Origin of the sequence: Zhihengliuella flava, assembly GCF_015751895.1 — a bacterium.
In the GTDB taxonomy this organism is placed as follows: Bacteria; Actinomycetota; Actinomycetes; order Actinomycetales; family Micrococcaceae; genus Zhihengliuella; species Zhihengliuella flava.
In genome coordinates this window covers 1,932,994-1,947,604 of record NZ_JADOTZ010000001.1, presented here as the reverse complement: position 1 = coordinate 1,947,604, position 14,611 = coordinate 1,932,994, and the positions used below count along the sequence as shown (strand labels likewise).

13 protein-coding genes are annotated in these 14,611 nt (G+C 69.7%); 5 read left to right on the top strand and 8 right to left on the bottom strand.

Going from position 1 to position 14,611, the window contains the following annotated elements:
• Positions 1 to 3: 3 nt before the first annotated feature.
• The 5 genes from IW252_RS09045 to IW252_RS09025 all read left to right on the top strand — a co-directional run bounded on the left by IW252_RS09045 (position 4) and on the right by IW252_RS09025 (position 6,028).
• Positions 4 to 942: an ABC transporter permease gene (locus tag IW252_RS09045; protein ID WP_196836256.1), complete on the top strand. Its 939-nt coding sequence runs from the start codon at positions 4 to 6 to the stop codon at positions 940 to 942.
• Positions 939 to 1,859, top strand: coding sequence for an ABC transporter ATP-binding protein (locus IW252_RS09040; protein WP_196836255.1), 921 nt, complete (start codon positions 939 to 941; stop codon positions 1,857 to 1,859). Before IW252_RS09045 ends, IW252_RS09040 begins: the two co-directional genes overlap by 4 nt.
• Positions 1,856 to 2,821 (top strand): ABC transporter ATP-binding protein, encoded by a 966-nt coding sequence (locus tag IW252_RS09035; protein ID WP_196836254.1) that lies wholly within the window; start codon positions 1,856 to 1,858, stop codon positions 2,819 to 2,821. Before IW252_RS09040 ends, IW252_RS09035 begins: the two co-directional genes overlap by 4 nt.
• Positions 2,818 to 4,326, top strand: a complete 1,509-nt coding sequence (locus IW252_RS09030; protein WP_196836253.1) for a glycoside hydrolase family 32 protein — start codon at positions 2,818 to 2,820, stop codon at positions 4,324 to 4,326. Before IW252_RS09035 ends, IW252_RS09030 begins: the two co-directional genes overlap by 4 nt.
• Positions 4,327 to 4,402: 76 nt before the next feature.
• Complete coding sequence (locus IW252_RS09025) at positions 4,403 to 6,028, top strand: glycoside hydrolase family 32 protein (protein WP_196836252.1); 1,626 nt, start codon at positions 4,403 to 4,405, stop codon at positions 6,026 to 6,028.
• Positions 6,029 to 6,136: 108 nt separating this feature from the next.
• Here the strand turns inward: IW252_RS09025 and IW252_RS09020 are convergent, their stop codons facing one another.
• The 8 genes from IW252_RS09020 to IW252_RS08985 all read right to left on the bottom strand — a co-directional run bounded on the left by IW252_RS09020 (position 6,137) and on the right by IW252_RS08985 (position 14,533).
• Entirely contained in the window at positions 6,137 to 6,892 is a 756-nt protein-coding gene (locus IW252_RS09020) for a hypothetical protein (RefSeq protein WP_196836251.1), read from the bottom strand.
• Positions 6,893 to 7,045: 153 nt separating this feature from the next.
• On the bottom strand, positions 7,046 to 8,485 hold the full coding sequence (locus IW252_RS09015) for a GntP family permease (RefSeq protein WP_196836250.1): 1,440 nt from the start codon (positions 8,483 to 8,485) through the stop codon (positions 7,046 to 7,048).
• A 77-nt stretch (positions 8,486 to 8,562) separates the two neighbouring features.
• Positions 8,563 to 9,417 carry a triose-phosphate isomerase family protein gene (locus IW252_RS09010; protein ID WP_196836249.1) on the bottom strand — a complete coding sequence of 285 codons (855 nt, stop codon included), beginning with the start codon at positions 9,415 to 9,417 and terminating at the stop codon, positions 8,563 to 8,565.
• Positions 9,410 to 10,369 (bottom strand): 3-hydroxyacyl-CoA dehydrogenase family protein, encoded by a 960-nt coding sequence (locus tag IW252_RS09005; protein ID WP_196836248.1) that lies wholly within the window; start codon positions 10,367 to 10,369, stop codon positions 9,410 to 9,412. Before IW252_RS09005 ends, IW252_RS09010 begins: the two co-directional genes overlap by 8 nt.
• Positions 10,370 to 10,407: 38 nt before the next feature.
• A complete protein-coding gene (locus tag IW252_RS09000; protein ID WP_196836247.1) occupies positions 10,408 to 10,872 on the bottom strand; it encodes a ribose-5-phosphate isomerase in 465 nt (154 codons plus the stop codon).
• Positions 10,869 to 12,614: a dihydroxyacetone kinase family protein gene (locus IW252_RS08995; RefSeq protein WP_196836246.1), complete on the bottom strand. Its 1,746-nt coding sequence runs from the start codon at positions 12,612 to 12,614 to the stop codon at positions 10,869 to 10,871. The genes IW252_RS09000 and IW252_RS08995 overlap by 4 nt, the downstream gene beginning before the upstream one ends.
• Complete coding sequence (locus IW252_RS08990) at positions 12,611 to 13,618, bottom strand: sugar phosphate isomerase/epimerase family protein (protein WP_196836245.1); 1,008 nt, start codon at positions 13,616 to 13,618, stop codon at positions 12,611 to 12,613. The genes IW252_RS08995 and IW252_RS08990 overlap by 4 nt, the downstream gene beginning before the upstream one ends.
• Before the next feature lie 228 nt (positions 13,619 to 13,846).
• A complete protein-coding gene (locus IW252_RS08985; RefSeq protein ID WP_196836244.1) occupies positions 13,847 to 14,533 on the bottom strand; it encodes a GntR family transcriptional regulator in 687 nt (228 codons plus the stop codon).
• Positions 14,534 to 14,611: the final 78 nt, after the last annotated feature.

Below are 14,611 nucleotides of genomic sequence, written 5' to 3'. Positions count from 1 at the left end.
CTCATGACTTTCCCCTCACCCCAGGCCCTCGGCACCGGTCGAGGCCGCGCCTCGCTCCGCTTCCTCCGCGCGCTGGGCCGCAACAGCAAGGCCGTCGCCGGGCTGAGCATCCTGGCCGTCTTCGTCCTCCTCGCCCTCCTGGCCCCGATCATCTTCCCGGAGGACCCATCGCGCATCGGCTCCGGCGGCGCCTCGGCCCCCAGCGGCGAACACTGGCTCGGCACCACGGCCAAGGGGCAGGACGTCCTCGCCCTCACCGTGTGGGGCTCGCGCTCCTCGCTGTTCGTCGGCTTCATCGCCGGAACCCTCGCCACCGTCGTCGGCATCATCATCGGACTCGCCTGCGCGTACTTCGGCAAAGCGGTCGACGACGTCCTCTCCCTCCTGACGAACGTCTTCCTGCTGCTGCCGGGACTCCCCCTGCTCGTCATCCTCGCGGCATTCATGCCGCCCGGGCTGGGCACCGTCATCATCGTCCTCGTCATCACCGGTTGGGCCGGCAGCGCCCGCGTGCTGCGCTCACAGGCGTTGTCGATTCGCGGCAAGGATTACATCAGCGCCGCACTGGTGTCGGGTGAGCGCCCGCTGCGCATCATGCTGCGGGAGATCCTGCCCAACATGGCCTCCATCGTCATGACCACCCTGCTCGGCAGCGTGATCGGTGCGATCGGCGCCCAGGCCGGCCTGGAGTTCCTCGGGCTGGGCGACGCGAACACGATCTCCTGGGGCACCAACCTGTTCTGGGCCTCCACGGATGGTGCGCTCATGCTCGGCCAGTGGTGGATCTTCGCCCCCTCGGGCCTCGCCATCGCCCTCGTCGCCTACGCGCTGGCCATGTGCAACTACGCCGTCGACGAGATCACCAACCCACGCCTGCGCAAGCCGCGCCGGGCCGCCAGCGCCACCGCCCCGACCGCCGTCACCGAAGGAGCCACGTCATGAGGCCCGTCCTCGACATCGACGAGCTGACCGTCGAATACGTCAGCGATGAACGCTCCGTCCGGGGCGCCGACCGCGTCAGTCTGAGCATCGCGCCCGGTGAGATTCTGGGCCTCGCCGGCGAGTCCGGATGCGGCAAGTCGACGATCGCCCACTCGATCATGCGCCTGCTCAAGGACCCGGCCCGCATCACCCACGGATCCATCCGGTTCGACGGCGTCGACGTCCTGGCGATGACCGCCGACGACCTGCGTTCATGGCGGTGGCGACAGGTCGCGATGGTGTTCCAATCGGCGATGAACTCGCTGAATCCCGTCATGCGCATCGGCGACCAGCTGGCCGACGTCTTCACGACGCACGAGCAGATGCCCAAGAAGCACGCGCTGCGCCGAGCGGCCGAACTGCTCGGACTGGTCGGCATCCCCGCCGAACGCACGAACGCCTACCCGCACCAGCTCTCGGGAGGCCAGCGCCAGCGCGTCGTCATTGCCATGGCCTGCGCACTCAAGCCCCGACTGCTCATCCTGGACGAGCCCACGACGGCGCTCGACGTCGTCGTGCAACAGGAGATCCTGGCGCAGATCCGCGACCTGCAGGCCGAACTGGGCTTCGCGGTCCTGTTCATCACGCACGACATGTCCCTCATGCTCGAGCTCTCCGACCGCATCGGCGTCATGTACGCCGGGCGCCTCGTCGAGCTCGCGCCCGCGGACGTGCTGCGCCGCCACCCGCGCCACGCCTACACCCGGGCCCTGATGGGGGCGTTCCCGCCGATCACCGGCCCGCGTGTCAGGCTCACCGGCCTGGGCGAGGGCGTCCGCTTCACCTCCATCGGCGACCTCGAGGAAGTCGCTGAGTACCACTTCGTCGCCCCAGCCGACAGCACCCGGGCGCTGCCCAGCGAGGAGATGTCCCCATGAGTACGACGACGGCCCCGACGAGGGGCAGCACCACAGCCGTGCGGGTCCGCGGCCTGAACAAGACGTTCACGACCGGCGGCCTGCTGGCCCGGAAGCGCCTGCAGGCGCTGAAGGGAATCGATCTGGACATCGCGGCAGGGGAGATCGTCGCCCTCGTCGGCGAGTCCGGATCCGGTAAATCGACGCTCGCCCGTTGCATCGCCCGGCTGGAGCAGCCGGACTCCGGCACGCTCGAGATCTTCGGTGAGGACGTGCTGCGCACCCAGCGCCGCAGCGCGACGCGCGCCTACCGCCGTACGGTGCAGATGGTCTTCCAGGACCCGTTCGGCTCGCTGAATCCCACGCACCGGGTCGAGCACGTCCTCGAGCGCTCCCTGCGCGTGCACGGCAGGGCCGGGGCGGACGTGCGCAGCCGGCTCGTCGAGCTCGTCGAGACGGTCGACCTCGACCCGGCCGTGCTCAGTGCGTTCCCGCACGAGCTCTCCGGTGGTCAACGGCAGCGCATCGCGATCGCGCGCGTCCTCGCCGTGGAACCGGAGATCATTCTGGCCGACGAGCCGACCTCGATGCTGGACGTCTCGGTGCGCATCGGGGTCCTGAATCTGCTCGCCAAGCTGCGCGACGAGCACGGGATCGCGATCCTGTACGTCACGCACGATCTCGCGTCGGCCCGGTACTTGGCCGACCGGACGATCGTGATGCACGCCGGGGCCATGGTGGAGGGCGGCCCCTCCCTACGCCTGCTCGACGACCCGCAGCACCCGTATACGCGGCTGCTCGTCGGCGCAGTGCCCGATCCGGAGCGCACCGCGCCGTTCGATCCGGAGGCGCGGGCCGGACTGCGCCGCGAGATCACCGACTGGACATCGGCGCCGCGCCTACAACGAACCATCGTCGACCCCACGTCCGGCCACTGGGTCTTCGCACCGCATCCAACCACCACTCAAGGACAGAACGCATGAACCACGCCGCTGCTCAGGACACCGGGCTCGTGGCCCGCGCGCAGGCCGATCCCCTGCGCCCCGCCTACCACTTCACCTCGCCCGCCGGCTGGCTCAACGACCCCAACGGCGTCGGCCAGCGCGACGGGATATACCACCTCTTCTACCAGTACAACCCGAGCGGCCCGTTCCACGACCGGATCCACTGGGGTCATGCCGTCAGCCGCGATCTGCTGCACTGGAGTGACCGACCCATCGCGCTCACCCCGGGCGACGGGCCCGACGCGGAGGGGTGCTGGTCCGGCGTCCTGGTCGACGACGGCGGCACCCCGACCATCGTCTACTCGGGCCGCGCCGACGGGCGCGAGCTACCGTGCCTCGCGGTCGGGTCTGCCGACTTGGACACGTGGGTGACGTTGGAACAACCCATCATCACTGCCCCTCCCGCCGAATATGACATCACCGAGTATCGGGACCACTGCGTGTGGCGGGAGAACGGCCACTGGCGCCAGCTCGTCGGCAGCGGTATTGCCGGCCGCGGCGGCACAGCCTTCCTCTACGAGTCGGAGGATCTGCGCACGTGGACCGAACTCGGCCCGCTCACCGTCGGCGACGCCGGTGACGTCCGCCTCGACGACCCGGAGTGGACCGGCACCATGTGGGAGTGCGTCGACTTCTTCCGCATGACCCGTGGTGACGACGGCCTCACGGGGCCTCCGGACGGGACCAGTGACGACGAGCACCTGCTGATCTTCTCCGCGTGGCACGAAGGACACACGCTCCACCCTCTCGTCGCGGTCGGCTCCTACGACGGACAGCGGTTCGTCATCGACCGGATCCAACGCCTCGACCTCGGTGGCCGCCACGCCTACGCGCCGCAGACATTCCGCGACGAGGCCGGTCGCCGCGTCCTGTGGTCGTGGATGCAGGAGGGACGCGATGACGCCGCGACGGCCGCCGTCGGATGGTCCGGCGCCATGACCGTCCCGCGCCGTCTGTGGCTGGACGACGACGGTGTCCTTCGCAGCGAACCGGTCCCCGAGCTGACGACGTTGCGAGGCGAGCAGCTCCTTCCGGCCGACGAAGTCTCGTCCGGCGTGGATCTGGCCGGCGTGGATCTAGACATCGAGTTCACGGCCACCATCGACGCTGGTGGGCGCGTCGACGTCGTACTCTTCGCCACTGCCGACGGCGCCGAACGCACGGTGTTGGAACTGCGGCGTGACGGGGACGGCCTGCGCGTGAAACTGGACCGGTCGAGATCGACGCTGTCGACCAGCTGCGACACGTCGTCCCACGCCGGTGCGGTTCCAGCCACCGATCCCACGGCTCGGGTGCGCATTCTGCTGGATCGCTCGAGCGTCGAGGTCTTCGTCGACGGCATCGCGCTGACAACGCGTGTCTATCCCACCCGGACAGACGCGCGTCAGATCAGCATCTCCGCCACGGGTCCCGCTCGTCTGGACACCGCCCGGGCATGGCGGCTCGATGACGCCGAACAGCCCGAACGTGTTCTGCATCCGTGACCGCAACCAGCCATCACCTACCTGCGGCAGCACCACCAGCTACCGCCCGTCCTCGAACCGATTGAAAGGCTCCACAATGTCCGCACCTCAAACTCCCGAAGCCACTAACCGACACCTGCCGCTTGGACGACGTTCCCTCCTCATCGGTGGTGCCAGCGTCGCTGCGACCATCGGAGGAATCTTGCCCGCAAACGCCGCGTCCACGCCCGGCCCCGCTGAGCACGCGAACCCCGGGAAACCGAGCGACGCCTCCGCCCGAGCAGTGACAGAGCACTCCTACCGTCCGGCCTACCACTTCAGTGTCCCGGACAATTGGAAGAACGACCCGCAACGGCCCGTCTTCGTGGAAGGCGAGTACCTGTACTACTACCTCTACAACGAGGACTATCTCGAAGGCGGCCACGGCACCTCCTGGCGTCTTGCCACCACCACGGACCACGTAAGGTTCGTGGACCATGGTGTGGCGATCCCCAAGTTCAGCAACGACAACGGGGACTGCTGGTCAGGTTGCGTCGTCGTCGACCACGACGACACCGCGGGTTACGGCCCCGGCGCGCTGATCGCGCTCGTCACCCAGGCACCCGCGGGCCAGCAAGCGCAGTTCCTCTGGTATTCGACCGATAAAGGAAGAACGTTCAGCCCGGGGCCGGAAGCACCAGTCCTGCCGAACCCGGGTGTGCACGACTTCCGAGACCCTAAGGTGATCTGGGACGAAGAACGCGGCCGCTGGTTCATGCTCAACGCGGAGGGCACTCGGCTAGGGTGCTACGCATCGACGGACTTGCACACATGGTCCGCGGTCGGCGAGTTCCGGCGCGAGGACATCGGGCTACTCGAGTGCCCTGACATCTACAGGATGACTGCCAACGACGGTACCGATCACTGGGTCTTGGGCGTCAGCGCCAACGGCAAGGAGCGGGGTCTACCGGCGACCTACGCCTACTGGACGGGCAACTTTGATGGAGCCACGTTCGTCCCCGACGTCGAAGACCCGGAGTGGCTAGATCGCGGCTTCGATTTCTACGGTGCGGTCACCTACGAGGGCCACAATGCCGAAGGCCGCCCCGATGCCACGCTGCGCCATGCCATTGGCTGGTCGAACTTTTGGGACTACCCGCACAACTCCCCGAGCCTAGTCACCGACGGATACAACGGAGATGACGCGATCGTGCGCGATCTTCGTTTAGTACGTTCCAATGGACGGTACGTGCTGACGTCACAGCCCACAGCCGCACTCAGCGAATACGCGGTGAAAGAGCATGCACTCGGCAACGTGGGCCTGTCCGGCGCTAAGGATCTGGATATCCGCTCACGCGCCTACGAACTGACGTGCACGCTCGCGTGGAATCCCTCCGATGCACCGGGCAACATCGGATTCGAGCTGTGCCGGGCACCGGGCGGTGGCCGGCACGTCTCCGCGGGCGCGTATTTAGACGGCGGCTCCACATACGTTAACCGCCGCCCGACATTCAACCCCGGCAACGGAGGCGAGTCGCAGGTCCACTTCGACACCACCACCGGAGAAATGGACATTCGCATCCTCGTGGACCACGCAAGTGTGGAGTTGTTCGTCGGTGCGGGGAAGACCGTTCACTCCCATCGCGCATTCCCGCTTGAAGGTGACGACGGCATTCGTCTGTTCGTACATGACGGCGAAGCCGAGTTCCGCAACCTGACCATTCGCGAACTGGCCGTTTCCTGATCGTCGATACAGGGTCGGTGCCAATGTACCGGCCCTGCAGGTCTCCCCCCTGGCCCCGAGAGAATCCCGCATGCCGCTCCTGCGCGTCGCCGCACTGCCGTGCCGGGCTTAGTTGCCTTGGCATTCGGGGAACGTGTCCCCGTCCTCGTCATTGAACACGTAGAGCCAGCCGATGAACCCGCTGCTGGGCTGCTCTGCCGGGCTCAGGGTGGTGGATTCGGCGACCAGCAGGTTCTCGCCCTCGCGCTCGGCCCAGGCGACGCCGGAGGAGGGGCCCCACCCGTTGACGAGGGCCTCCGGGCCCATGGCGCCGGACACCTCCGCGTCCGGGCTGGCCAGCGTCACCCCGTCCGCGGTGGCGGGAAGCTCCATGTCCGCATCGATGGACGTGGACTGGTTGATGCCCCACTTCACGGCCACCACCACGGAATCCACCGCCGTGACCTGCAGGTCCCCGTGGAAGCCCTCGATCGCAAAGTCTGTCGCCACGCGGCACTCAGCCCCGTCCTGGTCAGCGCTCGGGTTGGAAATGGTGCCGCCCAGCTGCTCCGCGACGCTCTCCAGATCCGCCCCGAGCTCGATGGGCCCGAAAGCCGCCGGCGTGATGACCCATTCCCCGGGCGGGGGAACCTCGGGCGGGCTGGACTCGCTGGGTTCGGCCGAACCGGGCGGCTCAGCCGAACTCGGCTCCGTGGGCGGCGCGGAGTCCGAGGGTGAGGGGCTTGCGGGCGGCGACAACGCCGTCGCACCCGGCGACTCGGAGGGTTTCGGCGTCCCGCCGGCGCAGGCGGCGACGGCGCACACCAGCGCGGCGGCGGCCCCGGCTCCGGCGAGGCGCGCGGCGGGGCGAGCAGGCGTGGCCATGATTTCCCTCCGTCTGACGGGTTACGGCAGCTGACCGGCGCCGCGCTCTAAAAACTCGGCGCGGGCGGCAGGTACCTCATCTTGGCAGGATAGTTGAGTCCTGACTCGATGGCGATACGCCGTGCCCTAGCGCGCACCCGGTGGGCGCGCCGCCTACCCCACCACCGCGTAGAGCAGCCACGCCAACGCGAAGCCCATGAAGCCAATCGCCGTGGCGATCACGGTCCACGTCTTCAGCGCCATGGCCGTGGTGAGGCCCAGGAAGCGGCTTACCAGCCAGAAGCCGGAATCGTTGACGTGGGAGAAGCTGATGGCCCCGGCCACGATGGCCACCACGAGGCACGCCAGCCCCAGCGCGGTCTGCTCCCCCGACGCGGCGACGGCGGGCGCCATGAGCCCGGCCGCCGTCGTGCCCGCCACCGTCGCCGACCCTTGGGCGACGCGCATGATCACGGCGATGAGGAAGCCGGCCAAGATCAGCGGCATGCCCACCTGCTGGAGGGAATCGGCCATGGCGCCGCCGATGCCCGTGGCCGTCAGGACGCCGCCGAAGATGCCGCCGGCACCGGTGATCAAGATGATGGAGCACACCGGGGCCAGCGCGTCGTCCACCACCTGTTCCAGCGCGCCGCCGATCGGGCCGTCGTGGCGGCGTACCACCAGCAGGTACATGGCCAACAGGGTGGAAATCAGCAGCGCAATGGGAGTGTTGCCGAGGAAGATGAGGATCTGCGTCCACAACACGTCCGGTGCGGCGCCCGTGGCCTGCAGAGTTTTCAGCCCGGTATTCAGGAAGATCAGCCCCAGCGGCAGGAGCAGGACCAGCAGGACCAGACCGAAGGGCGGCGGGTTGCGGTGCTCCTTCGGCGCCTCACCCAGCAGCTGCGGCACCGGCAGGTGCCCCGCCCGCTTCGCGAGCACCAGAGCCAGCCGGTAGCCCGCCACGTACCACGTGGGCAGGCCCACGAGCAGGCCGACCATCAGCACCAGTCCGACGTCGGCACCGATGATCCCGGCCGCCGCCACGGGGCCAGGGTGCGGGGGCACGAGCGCGTGCATGACGAGGAAGGCTCCGGCCGAGGGCAGGGCGTAGCGCAGCAGGCCGCCGCCGACGCGGCGTGCGACCGTATAGATGATCGGCAGCATGACGATGAAGCCGGCGTCGAGGAAGATCGGGAAGCCGAACAACAGCGACGCGACGGAGAGCGCCAGCGGTGCCCGCCGCTCGCCGAACAGGCCGATCAGCTTCTCGGAGATGACCTGGGCACCGCCCGAGGTCTCCACGATGCGGCCGAGCACGGCGCCGAAGCCCACCAGCATGGCCACGTTGCCGAGGGTGCTGCCGAACGGGCCGACGATCGTCTCGAGCAGATCCGCGGCGGACACCCCGGCGGCCACGGCGGTCAGCAGGGACACGATGATCAGCGAGAAGAACGCGTGCAGGCGGACCTTGATGATCAGCACCAGCAGCACGGCGATCGCCGCCACCGCGATCAGCAGCAGGGCGGGCACCGGCAGCGTCGCCTGCGGCGCAGCCGCCGACGGCGTGGCGGTGAGCGACGCCGCCGGTGTGAGGGCATGGGTCAGCAACATGAAAACTCCCGGTCAATGGAGGGGAAGGACAAGAGAGGGCAGGCGGGCGCGTGGACGCCGGAGCCTGCGTCAGGCCGTCAGGACGCGGCGGTCACAGCAGCGGCCTCGTCCAACACGCGCCCGAGGTTGGCGGGGTCGTGCGCGAACCGGCCGAGGAACAGTCCGTCGGCCGCCGGCAAGCGCGGCAGCAGACCGGGGCCGGCGCTGCCGCCATAGAGGAGGCGCACCGGGCCGGACGAGCAAGCGTCCAAGCGGGCGCGCAGCCCGGTCAACACGGCCGCGACGTAGTCCGCGTCGGCCGGTTGCTCCGCGCCGATCGCCCACACGGGCTCGTACGCGAAGATCACGTCCGCAGGGTCGATGGGCGCGGCCTCGGCCGGGGACGGCGTACCCGCCGCCCCTTCCGTCAGCCCGAGCGCCGAGGCGACCTGCGCTAGGCAGGCCGCGACGGCGTCGTCCGGGTCCGCGCGCCGGCTTTCCCCGATGCACAGCAGCGGCGTCATGAAGTTCGCGACGCCGGCGCGGAGCTTGGCGGCCACGGCCGCCTCGTCCTCGCCGAAGTGGGCGCGCCGCTCGGCGTGGCCGACCTCGAGAATCCGCACGCCGAGCTCCGCCAACATGCGCGGGGGGACCTCGCCCGTCGCCGCGCCGGAGGCGGTGGGCCCGGCGAGCAGCCCGACGTCCTGCGCGCCGAGCCAGACCCCGGTCCCCTTAAGGATCCGGGCGGCCGATTCCAGCACGGGGAACGATGGGGCCACGAAACCGGTCACGCCCACGGCGCCGTCGTTGTCCTGCCGGGCCTCGAACTGCGCCCGCACCCCCTCCAGCCACGTCAGGCTCTGGGCGTACCCCAGATAGGCCTTGGTACTGACGCCGATGTAGCGCTGCGTGCTGCGGCGCGGGCCGGCGGCGGCTTGAGGCTGATCAGGCATCGGAGTCCAGCGGGGCCGGGCCGAGCTCCTTCAGGACCTGGCCCATCTTCACGTACGCCTTGTTGCGGTAGGCGATCAGCTCAGCCAACTGCTCCGCCGGGACGTCGAGGAAGCCGCCGCCGGACTTGGTGCCCAGCTGGCCGGCCTCCACCTTCTCGCTGAGGATCTTCGGGGTCGCGAAGCGCTCCGGGAAGTCCGTCTGCAGGGACTGGTAGCAGAAGTTGTAGACATCGAGGCCCGCCATATCCGCGATCGCGAACGGCCCGAAGAACGGCAGGCGGAACCCGAACGTGGTGCGCACCAGAGTATCGATGTCCTCCGGGGCCGCGACGCCCTCCTCCACCAACTGCGTGGCCTCGTGGAACAGGGCGTACTGCAGCCGGTTGAGCACAAAGCCGGTGACGTCCTTGACGACGGCGGTCTCCTTGCCCGTCTCCTCCACGTAGCGCCGGGCGGCGGCCACGGTCTGCTCGCTGGTGCCTGCGTGCGGGATGATCTCCACGCCCGGGATGAACGGCGACGGATTGGAGAAGTGCACGCCGAGGAAGCGCTCGGGGTGCTCCACGGCCACGGCCATGTCTGCAATGGAGATGGTGGACGTGTTGGAGCCGATGATGGCCTCCGGGCGCGCGGCCGCAGAAATCTGGGCCAGGATGCTGCGCTTGAGTTCCAGCTTCTCGGGGACGGCCTCCTCGATGAAGTCGGCCTCCGCCACGGCCTGCTCCAGCGACTCGGCCGCGGAGAGGTTCCGGGTCAACGTCTCCGTGGCGCCGGTCGGGAAGAGGCCCTGCTCCTCGAACTGCCGGGACTCGGTGAGCAGGCGCTCCAGGTTGGCCTGCGCGGTGGCCGCGTCCGCGTCGGCGAGGGCCACGCGGGCGCCGGCGAGCGCCAGCACTTGGCCAATCCCGCCGCCCATGTACCCGGAACCGATGATCGCTACGTTGATATCCATGTGTGTCCTTTACTTGAAGTGCTGATGCGGCGCGGCGACTAGGCCTGCGGCTCGTAGGAGCAGATGGCGTCCACCTTGGCGGCGGAGGCGCTCTGCGGGTCAAACGTGTGGCGCAACCACTCATCGGTGAGCTTCTTGGCTAGCTCCAATCCGATCACACGCTGCCCCAGCGTGAGCACCTGCGCGTTATTGCTCAGCACGGCCCGCTCCACGGAGTAGGCGTCGTGCGCCGTGACGGCGCGGACGCCGGGCACCTTGTTCGCGGAGATCGCCACGCCGAGGCCCGTGCCGCAGATCAGCAGCGCCCGGTCCGCTTCTCCGGCGGCCACCTGGCGGGCCGCCGCGACGGCCACGTGCGGGTAGGCGGTGTCGTCGCCGCTGCCGACGCCGAGGTCGACGACGGATTCCACCCGCTCGTCCGCCTGCAGTTGGGCCAGCAGGGCTTTCTTGTACTCGACGCCGGCGGAGTCGTTCGCGACGACGATGCGGAACGTGTGACTCATCGTGTTTCTCCTTGGGGTTGGTCGGCGGTGTGCTGCGCTAGGTCCTCCGCCAGGCCGGCGGCGATCAGCGCAAACGAGGTCGCGCCGGGGTCCGGGTGGCCCAGCGATTTCTCCGCGAGCGGGCGGGCGCGGCCCTTCTTGGGCGTCAGGTCGGCGGTGGCTCGCGCGGCGGCGTCGGCCACGTCGCCGGCCGCGGCGAGCGCCTCCGGCACCGAGGCGCCGGCCGCGATCCGCTCGGCGACCGCGTCGGCGTAGGGCACCAGCGCGTCCACCATGGTCTTGTCCCCCAGCTCCGTCTTGCCGAGGGCGACCACCGTGTCCCGGTACGCGGCAACCGCGGCCGGTGCCGCGGCGGCGTCGTACTCCTGTTGGCTGCCCAGCGCGCGGCCGATCGCGGCGATCCCGGAGCCCCACAGGGCGCCGGAGGTTCCGCCGGCCTTCTCGCTCCAGGCGTCGCCGGCGGTGGCGAGGACCTCGCTCACGCACGCCTGGCCGCCCGCCTCCTCGACGAGGGACGCCGCGGCGTCCGCGGCCGCCTCTACCCCGCGGCGCATGCCGATCCCGTGGTCGCCGTCGCCGGCGATCGCGTCCAGCTCGCCGAGCTCCTGCTCGTGGCGGACGACGACGCCGCGGGCGGTGGCCAGCAGGCGCGCCGCGGCGCGGCCGAGTTCAGCGCTGGCCGGCGTCGCACGCTCATGCGTGACCTCCGCCGCCTTACCGGTGGAGAAGCTGCGGCGCGGGGCGGTGGGGGCGGACCCCTTGCGGAAGGCCGGCGTGTCCGCGGGGGAGGACCAGAGGCGCTCCAACTCGTCGTCCACCCAGAAAAGGGTGAGGGATGCCCCGGCCATGTCGAGGCTGGTGACCAGCTCGCCGACCTCGGGTTCGACGACGCTGACGCCGGCGTCGCGCAACAGCCGGTCCACATGGCCGAAGAGCACAAACAACTCCTCGTACTTCACCGTGCCGAGGCCGTTGACGATCGGGACGGCACGCGTGGCGCCGTCGGGTCGCTCGGCCAGCAGGCGGGTGACGAGCAGCTCGGCGAGTTCGGCGGAGGTGGGGAGCTCGTGGTCGGAAATGCCGGGTTCGCCGTGGATGCCGAGCCCTAGGGACATGGTGTCCTCGGGGACGTGGAACAGGGCATCGTCGGCGCCGGGGAGCGTGCAGCCGTCGAACGCGACGCCGAGGCTGAAGGTGTGTTCGTTGGCCTTGCGGGCAAGGCGCTCGACCTCGTCCAAGGTGGCGCCCTCCTCCGCGGCGGCGCCGGCGATCTTGAACACCGTGAGGTCCCCGGCGATGCCGCGGCGCTTGTCCCGTTCCGCGGCCGGTGCGGACGCGATGTCATCCGAGACCAGCACGGTGCGGGTCTCGATGCCCTCGGCGTTGAGGCGCTCTTGGGCCTGGCCGAAGTGCAGGACGTCCCCGGCGTAATTGCCGTAGCTGAGCAGCACGCCGCCGCCGTTCGCGGCCGTGCGTGCCACGCGGTAGATCTGGCCGGCCGAGGGCGAGGCGAAGAGGTTGCCGCACGCCGATCCGGCCGCTAGCCCCGGGCCCACCAGCCCGGCGAAGGCCGGGTAGTGGCCGGAGCCGCCGCCGATCACGACGGCGACCTGGTTTTCCGACATTTCCGGGGCGCGCACGACGCCGCCGTCGACCCGTTCCAGCAGGCGCGGGTGGGCGGCGGCGAGGCCGTCGATGGCCGCGTCGGCGAAGGCGGTGGGGTCATCGTAGAGGCGGGTCATCGGGCGTCTCCCGCGGCGGCCGCGGCGGGGGTTTGGCGCCCCTGCGCCACGAGCGGGGTGCCCAGCGCGTAGTCCTCGGTCTTCGGCAGCAGCATCTCGCGCAAGAACCGCTGATTGGTGGCCGAGACGGAGAGCCCGTCCCCACCGTAGTGCTCGCAGCAGATGATGCCCTGGAAGCCGTGGGCCAGCGCCACCTCGAGCGCCTCCCGGTAGCTGATCACGCCCGTCTCCAACGGGGCTGGCAGCGCCGAATAGTGTCCGCGGGCGGTGTTCTCATCCCGCAGGTAATTCTTCACGTGCCAGTAGTTGGCGTACGGCATGGTCTTGGCGATCAGCTCATGAAGGTCCTCAATGGGCCGGTGCACGCGGACCAGGTTGCCCAGGTCCGGGTTCAGCCCCACGTTGTCGAGGCCGATCTCTTGGACGAGTGCGACGGCGGAGTCGGCGGTGCCGAGGAACGTGTCCTCGTACATCTCGAGCGACATCAGCAGGCCGAGCTCGCGGGCGTGCTCGCCGAGTTCGCGCAAGCGGCGCACGGCGGTGGCCCAGACGTCCTGGTCTCCCACCGGGTCCTGGTGGCCAGGGACCGTCCAGAACCACAGCTGCTGTTGTTGTTCCGGCGTCAGCGCTTGGTGCAGCCCGAAGGAGACCACCTCGCAGCCCAAGTGCGCGGCCGCCTCGAGAGTCCGATGCGCGTAGGCGAGGTGCTCCTGGCCGTGCTGCGCGTCGATCACGCTGCGGCGGATCGCGGACAGGGCCGGCGCGCCGACGCCCACCTCGCCGAGGGCGGCCTTCAGCTCATCCAGCCGCGCCGCGGTGAGGTCCCCGGGGCGAATCCAGCTATCGAGGAGGTCCACATTGGCAAAGCCAGCGTCGCGAACCGTGGCGAACACGGACTTCCAATGGCTGGCGTCCGCGTCCTGGACGGTGCCGCCGCCCGGCAGCTCATGGGGGAACTGCAGCAGGGCGGCCGTGATGGGCCACGTATCAGCGGTGTAGGGCATGAGGTGCTCCCTCGTCGTAGATCCTATTTCCTATAGGATTCACCCGCGATGTGATCCATGTCAACTAATCACGAAAGGTCATGCGCGGCATGGGCGCGTACCGGCCAGCCCACTTTCGCCCCGCGGGCCGGCTTAGAAGAGCGCAAAAGCACTAGTCAGAGGAGGGCCGGTGAGCGCACCGGCGCGCACGGCCAGCGGAAACTGGGCTGGCCGGTACGGCGGAGCGGCTTACCGCTCGGTGCTGTCCTTAATGCCGCGCTGCCGAACGCCGTCGAGGTGGGCCTCCATGGCGGCCCGTGCCGCGGCCGGGTCGGCGGACCGGAACGCCTCGAGGATCGCGGTGTGCTCGGCGATCGCGCAGTCCGCGTCGGTCACCCCCAGCCCGGCGAACAGGCGAAACCGCTGCACCTGCCCGCCGAGGGTGTTGTAAGCGCTGAGGATGAACGGGTTGCCCGCGCTCTCGGCGATGATCCGGTGGAAGTCCTCGTCGGCCTTCCAGTAGTCGCGGAATTCGCTGTAGGAGGCGCCCGTCGGCGCGGCGGAAAGCCGCTCGATCGTCTCGGCGAGCGCGTCGACGAGCTCCTGGTCCGCCCGGGCGCACGCCTGCTCCGCATTATGGGTTTCGATCAGCTTGCGCGCCTCGGCCAGCTGGGCCAGCTCCTCCGGGGTGATCAGCGGCGCCACCCGGTACCCCTTCAGCGCCGCGCGCCGCACCATGCCCGTGTGCTCCAGGCGGGCCAGCGCCTCCCGCACCGGCGTCGGTGACACCCCGAGGTCCCGCGCTAGGCCCTCGATGCTCAGCGCGGCGCCGGCCTCGAAGCGCCCGTCAATGAGCGCCGCCAGCAGCTCCTCGTACACGTGGTCGGCCAGGACCTGGCGGCTCGGCGCGGACTGGCTGGAAAAGACGGAGGTCATCGCTTCATCATATGAGCCACTGCGCTCGCCCCGCAGCACGCGCGCTCAGCCGGCGGCACGCGGGCGCACCCCTTTCTT

Bases quoted from the DNA above. Each gene is read 5' to 3' on its own strand.
- IW252_RS09025 (WP_196836252.1), top strand. From the start codon at position 4,403: ATGTCCGCACCTCAAACTCCCGAAGCCACTAACCGACACCTGCCGCTT.
- IW252_RS09045 (WP_196836256.1), top strand. From the start codon at position 4: ATGACTTTCCCCTCACCCCAGGCCCTCGGCACCGGTCGAGGCCGCGCC.
- IW252_RS09040 (WP_196836255.1), top strand. From the start codon at position 939: ATGAGGCCCGTCCTCGACATCGACGAGCTGACCGTCGAATACGTCAGC.
- IW252_RS08985 (WP_196836244.1), bottom strand. From the start codon at position 14,533: ATGACCTCCGTCTTTTCCAGCCAGTCCGCGCCGAGCCGCCAGGTCCTG.
- IW252_RS09020 (WP_196836251.1), bottom strand. From the start codon at position 6,892: ATGGCCACGCCTGCTCGCCCCGCCGCGCGCCTCGCCGGAGCCGGGGCC.
- IW252_RS09035 (WP_196836254.1), top strand. From the start codon at position 1,856: ATGAGTACGACGACGGCCCCGACGAGGGGCAGCACCACAGCCGTGCGG.
- IW252_RS09030 (WP_196836253.1), top strand. From the start codon at position 2,818: ATGAACCACGCCGCTGCTCAGGACACCGGGCTCGTGGCCCGCGCGCAG.
- IW252_RS08995 (WP_196836246.1), bottom strand. From the start codon at position 12,614: ATGACCCGCCTCTACGATGACCCCACCGCCTTCGCCGACGCGGCCATC.
- IW252_RS09005 (WP_196836248.1), bottom strand. From the start codon at position 10,369: ATGGATATCAACGTAGCGATCATCGGTTCCGGGTACATGGGCGGCGGG.
- IW252_RS09000 (WP_196836247.1), bottom strand. From the start codon at position 10,872: ATGAGTCACACGTTCCGCATCGTCGTCGCGAACGACTCCGCCGGCGTC.
- IW252_RS09015 (WP_196836250.1), bottom strand. From the start codon at position 8,485: ATGTTGCTGACCCATGCCCTCACACCGGCGGCGTCGCTCACCGCCACG.
- IW252_RS08990 (WP_196836245.1), bottom strand. From the start codon at position 13,618: ATGCCCTACACCGCTGATACGTGGCCCATCACGGCCGCCCTGCTGCAG.
- IW252_RS09010 (WP_196836249.1), bottom strand. From the start codon at position 9,417: ATGCCTGATCAGCCTCAAGCCGCCGCCGGCCCGCGCCGCAGCACGCAG.